A 9,265-nucleotide genomic window follows, 5' to 3' on the forward strand; every position below is an offset into this window, starting at 1 on the left:
CAGAATTCTCCTGCCATGAGCCAATCTCCTTCAAATATCCAGATTGAATCATACAGTTCAAGCAAAATCAAATGCATGATTGGGTTTCGAACCTAAGGCTTTCTATCGCAACCGTCCGACGGCATGCCTTCTGGAGCGCCCTGAACTTTCAGAACCAAATAGTCCTGAATGACACGATTGCCGGCCTGACGCGCCAGGGCGCCCAACTGCGTGGATGTGTCAAAGCAACTTGCGTAGCGCTCGACTTGGCCTGCGTTGGCCGATATCACCAGCAACGCAGGTTTGTTGATCAAGGATTGATCAGGAGTTTCAAAGAAGAACCGCTGCCGATCGACGATCTGCATGACGGGACGACCGTCCCTGAGCTCGAAGGCCAGCTCCCCCGTCAACCCGTAATCGGTTGTTGCTATCCATTCTGTGCCAGAATTCTTGCGCATCGTCTCCAACCGTGCAGAAAATTCCTGCCAGCCCAAAAGGGTGTCTGCCGGACTATGCAGCGGGAAGGTCTTTCCCCACGGCGTTGCGAAGTAGAGCAGCAAGAGCGACGAGAGCCCGATACCCACCGGAGAAACCCAGTATGACAGTCGTCTCAGATGCTTGCGACCAGTAACTCGGGCTTCCGCAACTGCGGCGAGGATTGCGATGGCGGGGTATGCCGGGGCCGGCCAGTTTGCATGCACGCGGTCATGCAGCGCGTGGAATATCATGTAAACAACGAGCGGCCCATTGAGTAAAATCAGGAAGGTAACCGACTTGGATAGGTGCGATTTGGGAACTCGCAGCCACCGGTAGATCGCAAGCGTGGCAAAAATCGCGATCAGCGGATTGAGCAGGCCGAATTGGGCAACGATGAACTCGCCAAAGTATGAAAAGCCGGGATGCCGATCTGCTATGCGGCCGAACTGTTTGGCAAATGAGATCCAGCCGTGGCTCGCGTTCCAAATCAAGACGGGACTGAATGTCAGGAGCGCAACAACACCTCCCATTAGCGTCCATAGGCTGAACCGCCACCTGCGTGCCTTGGGATCCAACGCCAACCAAAGCAGAATTCCCGGAACCATAAAGAGATTTGTGTATTTTGCGACACATCCCAGGCCGACCAGCAAGCCGATCAAGAGCCACAGTCTTGGCAGCTCGACGCTGCGAAGCCGCGCGATGACCCACAGCGCTAGCGCCCAGAACATAGTGGAGGGCGCATCCGGCGTTGCAAACATCGCCGCAAGGCTCATCAAAAGCATGGCGTTCAGCCATATGGCCGCAACGCCGGCAATCTTGGGGTCATCGAAGAGCTCGCGGGTAGTCCCGTAAACGGCAATCGAGGTTACAAAAACCGAACCGACCGCCAGCGCGCGAACACCCAGAAGGGTGTCTCCGAGCAGATGGGTCGAGATCCAAATCCACCAGGCAATCATCGGCGGATGGTCGTAATAGCCCGCAGAGGGCACGCGCGACCACAGCCAGTAATAGGCCTCATCCGGAACAAGATCGAAGTGTGCCATCGCCCATAATCTGAAGACAGTTAGAGCGATGAGGATAGTTATGATCTTGGATAGGGGAGGCAGTTCCCGGAAGGTTTTCTTATCTTGCACGCCAGGTAATCGCCGAGCTTGTGACATAGTTCCATACGGCGCCGATGACCGCTCCCCCGATACCATCCAACCACCAATAGGGTTCCTGATCGTAGATGAGCGTCGATAGACCGACGCCGGCGAAAACCCCAAAACTGCAAAGCAAGGAGAACACTGCAAGGCCGGTTAGGTAGTGCCATCCACGTCGGCGTCTGTCTCGATACGTCAGCGCGTTGTTCAGCGTATAGTTGGACAGAACGGCGCTCATCATTGCGAATGTCTGCGCAACCGGAAAGGAGAGCTCGTCTAGTAGAAGGAGCCGTAGCACGGCCAGATGGACAGCCAAGCCGATTGATCCCACGACGCAGAACATCAGAAAACGTGGCGTTATGAGATCACCAGTTAGCTTTGCGACGATCAATCCAAGGTATTCCATGACGATCATTGCATCGAGCTTGCTCTCGCCATGCAGTCGCGGACGGAAGTCGTAATCCACTTCCGCGATGGTCGGGGGGCAGGGCGATGACGTCAGGATATCCAGCAATATCTTGAAGCCGTGTAGCGAAAGCCTTGGTGCTGCAGCTTCGACAATCCCACGCTTGACCGTAAAAAAGCCACTCATCGGATCGCTGGTGGGTGTCGGGAGCAGTCTTTGTGCAATTCCGGTTGCCAATATGCTTCCGGCCTGGCGCAATCTGGTGAAGCCGTCAACATGCTGGGGTGGCTCGCTATATCGCGTTGCAACGACCAGATCTGCCGATGTGGTGCTTATCATGCGAAACATCTTGGGCAAGCAGGTTTCGTCGTGTTGGAGATCGGCATCCATAACGGCGACAATGGGAGCGGAACTGGAAAGAATCCCTTCCAGGCATGCACCCGCCAGACCACGCCGGTTGACGCGTCTTATTCCCCGCACGCGACGGTCCTGCAGCGATATCCTGCGAATGATATCAATGGTATGATCTGCGGAATCGTCGTCAACGAAAATGACCTCCCATTCAATCCCAACAAGCGTTTCATGAAGGCGCCCCACCAAGGGGCGGATATTGTCCACTTCGTTGAACGTCGGGATAATGATCGACAGAGCAGGCGGGCTTGCATCCTCCTGCGCGTCTTTACGGACCGGCGGATCCTGGCTGAAGGGGGCATGCATCGTTTCTGGTTGTGACGAATTCATCCGCCTCGACCATTGTTCGCTTAGAGCAGGACACATGTCGTCGTTGAACCCGCTCAATGGCGTGCGCCTTGCAGACGGAACTGACTGGGTTGAAGCCAACCGGCTCCGGGCCGCCAAACAATGTGATGCATAAGGTTTCAAGCGCCCACGACTCTTTGTACTCGTGGAACTGACCATGAAAACCTTGACTTACGACAGGCTTATAGAACAGCGGCGAAAGCGAGGTTTGATTTTGTCGGAAAGGTGGCTCTGCGCCCTTCAAGCGATAGGGACTACCTCTCCGGATACGCCCAAAGGCGCGGTGCCCCCGTATGTTCGAATTTTTAACCGACATGCCAATGCAAAGGCGGCAGTCAAAATCGACAGGCTTTCCCCGCTGGCGAGCCGGTTATTCGAGTTGCTGAGGATGGTGAAGCTGAAAAAAAGGATGATCAGAAAGTAGGCATGCATCGCATGATTGGGGATAATCCTCAGGCTGGCCGCGCGCCGGACGTTAAAGCAAAAGCACGCCAGCATGACGCCTAAGAACGCCGCTCCGAAGAGCCCATATCGAATGAGGATTTCAAGATAGCCGTTGTGCATGAACGTATATCCCGCATTTGGATAATAGGTATGCGGCCAAAGCTCCAGCCACTCGCTCCCCCAACCGAAGATGGGTGCGGTGGAAAACAATTCCCAAGCATTTGCCCAGAGCTGAAGGCGCTGGTTCATGCCGATCGGCGTGGCGCCGCTGTCTATCGAATGAGAGACTGCGCTGCCGATCTGCTCGGTCGAGCCGGCGTCCTTGAGCATGGTGATAGTCGCAGCAATCGTCGGTCCGGCGGTGTGGACGACATTGTGCCTGACGATATACAAACCGCCGCCGAGCAACGCCACAAGGAGAAGCGCGACCGGGACCACCAACCGATGCTTCAAAGCACGCATAGCGATAAAACCGACTATGGGTAATACCGGAAGAAGCGAAAGCCAAACACCTTTCGATTTCGCCCCATATATCCCGAGAAGGCAGAGGGCGCAGATACAAGGAGACACGACGGAAGCATAGATCTTGATCGTGCGATTGCACGTATTCTCGGTAAGATAGTGTAGAAGCCAAAAGATGGCGCCAATGAGAATCACACCGCAGCAAACCGCTCCATGTATTTGATTATGCTGTATCAGGGGGATAACTGTCTCACCCTCAAGAATGGCGTTGGGGCGTAGGCTCACGAGCAGAACTATGAGTGCAATGCCAAAATAGACAGCAACAAGCCTTTCGAGGTGAGACCAGCACCGGAATAGTACGAACGCCAGCGGTGGAAACACCAAGGGCATGAAGAAAAGCACATCATGGTCGCCAACCGGGTGGTCGGCTTGAAGCGCGAACTGTAGAACATATCGCAAAAATGCGTAGGTTCCCCATGCTAGGCAGAGCCAACCCTGCCAATCTATCGATGGTCTTGGCTTGGATCTCGCATACAGAATAAGCGACAATATCAACAGCAGCGTGCCGGCGTAGCGATAAGCGTAGCTTTCGACCAGGGATGCTGACATGACAAAGAGCCAGAGCACATCTGCGGTATAGACCCATACTCTTGCAAAAGATGGGTTCGGACGGGAGGATTGGATGCGAACGTTCATGCTGTTACCTTGCAAATTCCCCTGCCGATCGGCGCTGCGTACGTTTCCGAACCATCATCATTCCGCTCGTTTAGTCAATTGAAGCTCGATCTCTGCTTTCGCGCAAATATACCAGGTGGCACTCCTCGTGAAGGTGGGCTTCGATAAGTTGCTGTGGCAACCGCCCAATTTGACGTTCATTGTCCCCGGCTTGGCATTGGACTTCGGCGATGCGAAAGCCGGGACGCTCCAATTCAATGGAGAAGGTATCGGTAACTAGAAGGCCATGGTTGCGACTGCTCCGCCAGACGGCAAGTTCGCCAGCACGATCCGTCCATCATGTGCGGCCATTGTCTCCCCGACAATGGAAAGACCGAGGCCTAAGCCATCTTCGCGATCCGTCTTCCCCAACAGTCCGACCTCTTCACTTAGTCTCCCTTTCGTGAAGCCGGGACCTTGGTCGGCGACACTGATGCCGACGTTGAAGACTGTGATAGTAATCATTCCATTCTCAGGACTGTGATGCAGCGCGTTCTCGACCAGATTGCGAAGCGCTCGAAATATGAAGTCCTTGGCACCACTGACGAGAACGGGTCCGTTCTCGATCTTCAGCTCAATGTTGCGGCCGGCTCCCACGATCATGGGCGCCAGATAGCGGGCCACGTCGGTGGCCACTCCTCCCAGATCCACGATGTCGGCTGCTTCATAATGGAGTGTCCGCACGCGTACCCGATCAACCAGTTGTGTTATGACGCGTTCGACGTCTTCGAAATCCCTCTCTACTGCGCGTGCGATCTGATCCTGTGACAAGGATAAACGTGTCTTGGCGATGGCGAGCGGCGTGCGTAGTTCATGGGCCAATTGCCCAGAGAAGCGTTCCAGCGAAAGAAATCCGCCTTGAAGCCGGTCGAGGGCAGCATTTACCGATTTGACCAACGCCAGAACGTCGTTGGGCATACCGCTCTCCGTTAGTCGTGTCGCAATGCTTGACGGGCCGATTTGTGCGGCCTCTTGTGCCGCTTTGCGCAATGGTCGTAGCGCAAAGCCCAGGACAGCGATGTTTGTCGCCAACAGCACCATCACGAACGGGATCCAGATCCAGGCAATATCCCGGACGAACTCTTCCAGGACGCTGTCGAAGGTGACGTGCGTTTTAGGGAAGGCAACCTGTATGGCCCCTGCAGAGCCAGGCAACGCAATTGGAATGGATATGCCGAACAGCGTTTTCTGGTCGTCATGCGGTGGAAGTTCAAAATATTGTGCTCGATCACCAATATAAGGAATCAATGACTCCTGCAGGCCGGAAGAATCGATGATACGCCCGTCACGCCCCAAAACGGCATACTGACCGTGCAGCGCACGGATGCGCGCCTTGGCCGTCGTTGCACGGGAGCTCGAAAGTTTCGGGTCTACCGCCAGTTCCCGCCGCAGATCCTCTGCAAACGTTGAAAGCGTCTCCTCGCGGAATGTATCATTCGAGGCTTGAAAGCGGATGTACAGAAATACTACGCTTGCACCGATCGCGACGAAGGCAACAATCGACATTGCCAGGATCAACCGCTGCAGAAGTGTCAGACGCCACATCTTCAAGGACGCTTTTCCACAAGCATATAGCCGATGCCGCGCATGTTATGGATGTAGAGGACCGACCCAGCGCCTTGAAGCTTTTTGCGTAACCGATGCAGCAAAACCTCAATGGCGTTGGAGCTCAGTTCGTCGCCGAAGCCATAGATTGCCTCTTCGACCTCCGCCTTCGACAGCACATGATTGGGGCGCCGCAAAAAAAGATGCAGCGCGGCAAACTCGCGGCGGCTGAGGGCCAGCTGTGTCTTGCCGACGGAGGCGGAGTATTGGCTTGGATCGAAAGTAATGTCACCGTGCTGCAGGATGGTACCATGGCGGGGTTGGCCACGGCGCATAATCGCGCGCAGGCGAGAAATCAGCACTCCCATGACAAATGGCTTGCAAAGATAGTCGTCGGCGCCGCTGTCGAGCGCATCGATAATCGAGCTCGACGCATCGCGGGCGGTTAGAATCAGAAGCGGCGCCGACGGTGCCGTCCTTCGCAGCGGCTCGATCAGGGTCAGGCCATCGCGATCGGGCAGACCAAGGTCCAGTATGATGGAGTCGTAGTCGACCGTTGCTGCGGCCTCTTCGGCATCATGTGCGTTGGAGACGTGGTCGACGGTGAAGCCATAAGCGCGCATGGCATCATGGGTCACCGCGGCAAGTTTTGCATTGTCTTCGACCAATAATACACGCATGGCATGTCCTATCTATATTGCAACCGTGAGAACGGAGCGCCGTAAGGCAATGATGGTCCGGCAATAGGCCTGCTGCCTTTGGGCTTCGAGACCATTCATGCGGTCCGGACTCTTATCGATCACCGCACGTGACTCGCGGACGTCTCGGATGGCGCGCCGGATCAGCAGCGGTTTTCGCCTTATGAGCCCGGCGAAGCATTCGAATCTCCGGTTCGTCACGCCATCCGGAGCGTTCGAGCCAGGCAACCTGCCATTTGGGAAAGGGTGCGATTGTGGCGCGACCGGCGCTTTAAAGTCCGCAGCGGGCGACGATTGCGTAAACCGGCGGATCAAAGGCGATGTCGTGCCGGAAATCCCGGCGAGGACAATGTTCATCGATTGAATCATATGCCTGTGCGCTTTGTCTCAAAGAAGGTTGGCCGCTTTCCCGCAAGCTGCGTGCATGGAAATGACCTCGACAGCGCAACTCCTTCCTTCTGGGACGAAGCTTCGACCATCAGACCACGCGTTAGCTTAGAGTGCGTTACTGTCACCAGCCTGAAATGCTGCGGTTGCGATGCTGCTGGAGAAATGGTGACACTTGGAGCCACTCGTGGACAGGAATTCTGGGATGGGGTTGGCCAGTGAGTGAGGCCAGATTCCATCTTTTCGCCAGGATTTCGTAAGTGTCCCGTAAGTCGGGCTGAACATGGTCGCTTCCGATGTGGCGGTAATGCCGCTAGTTGGAGCGAATCTGGCATGATCGGTGCGAAGCCTGGGGAAGCGTCACTTAAGATATTTCTGATTAACCTCGATCGGGCAACCGATCGGCTGGTTGCGATGCAACAGAAGTTAGGGAGCATCGGCTTGCACTTCGAACGGGTGGCGGCGGTTGACGGCCGGGCCATCGAATTTCCGATACAGGGCTTCGACGAGTTTGCCTTTCGTTTCAAGCATGGCCGCAGGCGCAATCCAGCGGAAGTCGGCTGCTACTTGAGTCATATCGAATGTGCGAGACGTCTTCTCGCCTCGAACAGCAAGTTTGCTCTTATTCTGGAAGATGATCTCGAGTTTCAGGATGACTTCGTGGAGTTGCTGGATGCAGCGCTCGCACAGACCGAAAAATGGGATATTCTGCGCCTTTCCACGGTCAGCGACGGGCGAAAGTTCCGCTTCTCCCGGCTGACGGAAGGTAGAGATCTGGCGGTAGCATTAACCCGGGAGAAGGGTTCCGGTGCCTACATTATCAATCGTCGGGCTGCAGATTGGTTTGTCGACAGGCTCATGCCGATGCAACTGCCGTTCGACTTGGCGCTCGATCTTGAGTTCTTCGCCCAACTGAAATCGGCCTTCGTCGTTCCCATCCCGGTCAATCAGCAATTGGGCCTGCCTTCGCAGATCCAGGGACGGCGCCGAACCTATCACAGGTCCCGAGGGCACTATTTGACGGTAATGCCCTATCGGATCTTTATCGAGACCATGCGGTTATCGGCACGGCTTACTCGATTGCTTGGCCATCTCACGAGTGCGCGGATGGAAGCTACACTGCCAGGGACAGAAAAGGTCGAGGCAGGGGGAGTATCTCTTGTGAACAACCCGGCCAAGCAGGTTAGCGAGATGTGATGAAACTGGGGGTGTACGTCATCAATCTGGACAGGTCGGTCGATCGTTGGGCTGTCGTGCATTCCAAAGCCGGTGAATGCGGCATAGACGTCATCAGGGTGGCCGCCACGGATGGGCGCGAGCTGTCACAGAAGGATTTTCGGAACGTCGATTGGAAAGGCTTTGCTCGGCACGGCGGGCGAGCGCTCCTCCCGGGCGAATATGGCTGCTACCGCAGCCATATCGGATGCCTCTCCATTTTTCTCGAGAGCGATTTCGATGCGGCTCTGGTCATGGAGGACGACATCGACATCCCGGCCGATCTGGTGGAAAGGACGATCGCTATCCTCGAGGCTGTTCCAAATGCGGACGTCGTCAAACTCTTCAATCATCGAAGTGGCGGCTTTCTCGGTATCGCGACAAGCGTGTTTGGTGACGAGATGGGCCGTTGCCTGCATGGGCCGCAAGGTTCGGCCGCCTGTTACGTCATCACCAGCCGAGGCGCAGCCAAGGTTTTGCCGTTGCTGCGCACTATGAGCTTTCCCTTCGATGTCGCGCTTGAAAGAGGCTGGCACCACGGCGCGAATGTCTTGAGCGTCCGCCGCAACGTCGTGAGCTTGATGAACCACAGCCGCAACAGCCAGATCGGAAAAAGGGCGGATTACAACCGGGCCAAGTTCTTTGGTCCGAAGCGCTTGCCCACTCACCTTTTGCGGGCCGCCGAATATTGCCGTCGCATTCGATACGTGCTGGAGATTTGGGAAAGCCGATGGAGGCGGCCGTCTGCGGACAGTCATCGGCTTGACGCCCCGGCGCGATCCTCAGCGTTTGCCCGCAGTCAGCATCATCCCACGGATGCCTAGCGGCAAGCCGAGGCCCCTTCGAGACTGCGTCGGCTACTTTACGAAACTGTAAACTGTCGGACAGGAGTGGACGAGAATTGAACGTTAGCTCCGGCAAGGCCCGACACTAGGTGACCGACTCATAAGATCGGAGCCAAATTCGAATTGAGGCTAGCTGGACGGATGCGAGGAAGTTGTCGTCGCGTTTGTCGTATCGGGTTGCGACTGCTCTGA

General features: G+C 55.8%; 7 protein-coding genes and 1 pseudogene. 2 read left to right on the forward strand and 6 right to left on the reverse strand.

Features of this window, described 5'->3' with window-relative positions; translation table 11 throughout:
* Nucleotides 1-92: 92 nt before the first annotated feature.
* The 5 genes from FHT29_RS34130 to FHT29_RS34150 all read right to left on the reverse strand — a co-directional run bounded on the left by FHT29_RS34130 (nucleotide 93) and on the right by FHT29_RS34150 (nucleotide 6,608).
* Nucleotides 93-1,499: a glycosyltransferase family 39 protein gene (locus FHT29_RS34130; RefSeq protein ID WP_168601181.1), complete on the reverse strand. Its 1,407-nt coding sequence runs from the start codon at nucleotides 1,497-1,499 to the stop codon at nucleotides 93-95.
* A gap of 79 nt (nucleotides 1,500-1,578) precedes the next feature.
* Nucleotides 1,579-2,802, reverse strand: a complete 1,224-nt coding sequence (locus FHT29_RS34135) for a glycosyltransferase (RefSeq protein WP_246703222.1) — start codon at nucleotides 2,800-2,802, stop codon at nucleotides 1,579-1,581.
* 201 nt (nucleotides 2,803-3,003) lie between these two features.
* The gene (locus tag FHT29_RS34140; protein ID WP_168601182.1) at nucleotides 3,004-4,365 is read right to left on the reverse strand and encodes an O-antigen ligase family protein; all 1,362 of its coding nucleotides are present in this window, start codon (nucleotides 4,363-4,365) and stop codon (nucleotides 3,004-3,006) included.
* Between the two features lie 255 nt (nucleotides 4,366-4,620).
* A complete protein-coding gene (locus FHT29_RS34145; protein ID WP_246703223.1) occupies nucleotides 4,621-5,928 on the reverse strand; it encodes an ATP-binding protein in 1,308 nt (435 codons plus the stop codon).
* Nucleotides 5,929-5,930: 2 nt separating this feature from the next.
* A complete protein-coding gene (locus tag FHT29_RS34150) occupies nucleotides 5,931-6,608 on the reverse strand; it encodes a response regulator transcription factor (protein ID WP_037200454.1) in 678 nt (225 codons plus the stop codon).
* A 738-nt stretch (nucleotides 6,609-7,346) separates the two neighbouring features.
* On the opposite strand from FHT29_RS34150, the gene FHT29_RS34155 reads away from it, so the two are divergent.
* Nucleotides 7,347-8,210 (forward strand): glycosyltransferase family 25 protein, encoded by an 864-nt coding sequence (locus FHT29_RS34155; protein WP_168601184.1) that lies wholly within the window; start codon nucleotides 7,347-7,349, stop codon nucleotides 8,208-8,210.
* Entirely contained in the window at nucleotides 8,210-9,052 is an 843-nt protein-coding gene (locus FHT29_RS34160; RefSeq protein ID WP_168601185.1) for a glycosyltransferase family 25 protein, read from the forward strand. Before FHT29_RS34155 ends, FHT29_RS34160 begins: the two co-directional genes overlap by 1 nt.
* A gap of 106 nt (nucleotides 9,053-9,158) precedes the next feature.
* Here the strand turns inward: FHT29_RS34160 and FHT29_RS34165 are convergent.
* Nucleotides 9,159-9,265 (reverse strand): annotated as a pseudogene (locus FHT29_RS34165) (IS5/IS1182 family transposase); the annotation flags it as partial.

The organism is Rhizobium sp. SG741 (assembly GCF_012275435.1).
Lineage (GTDB): Bacteria > Pseudomonadota > Alphaproteobacteria > Rhizobiales > Rhizobiaceae > Rhizobium > Rhizobium lusitanum.

Bases quoted from the DNA above. Each gene is read 5' to 3' on its own strand.
- FHT29_RS34130 (WP_168601181.1), bottom strand. From the start codon at position 1,499: ATGGCACACTTCGATCTTGTTCCGGATGAGGCCTATTACTGGCTGTGG.
- FHT29_RS34140 (WP_168601182.1), bottom strand. From the start codon at position 4,365: ATGAACGTTCGCATCCAATCCTCCCGTCCGAACCCATCTTTTGCAAGA.
- FHT29_RS34145 (WP_246703223.1), bottom strand. From the start codon at position 5,928: ATGTGGCGTCTGACACTTCTGCAGCGGTTGATCCTGGCAATGTCGATT.
- FHT29_RS34150 (WP_037200454.1), bottom strand. From the start codon at position 6,608: ATGCGTGTATTATTGGTCGAAGACAATGCAAAACTTGCCGCGGTGACC.
- FHT29_RS34155 (WP_168601184.1), top strand. From the start codon at position 7,347: ATGATCGGTGCGAAGCCTGGGGAAGCGTCACTTAAGATATTTCTGATT.
- FHT29_RS34160 (WP_168601185.1), top strand. From the start codon at position 8,210: ATGAAACTGGGGGTGTACGTCATCAATCTGGACAGGTCGGTCGATCGT.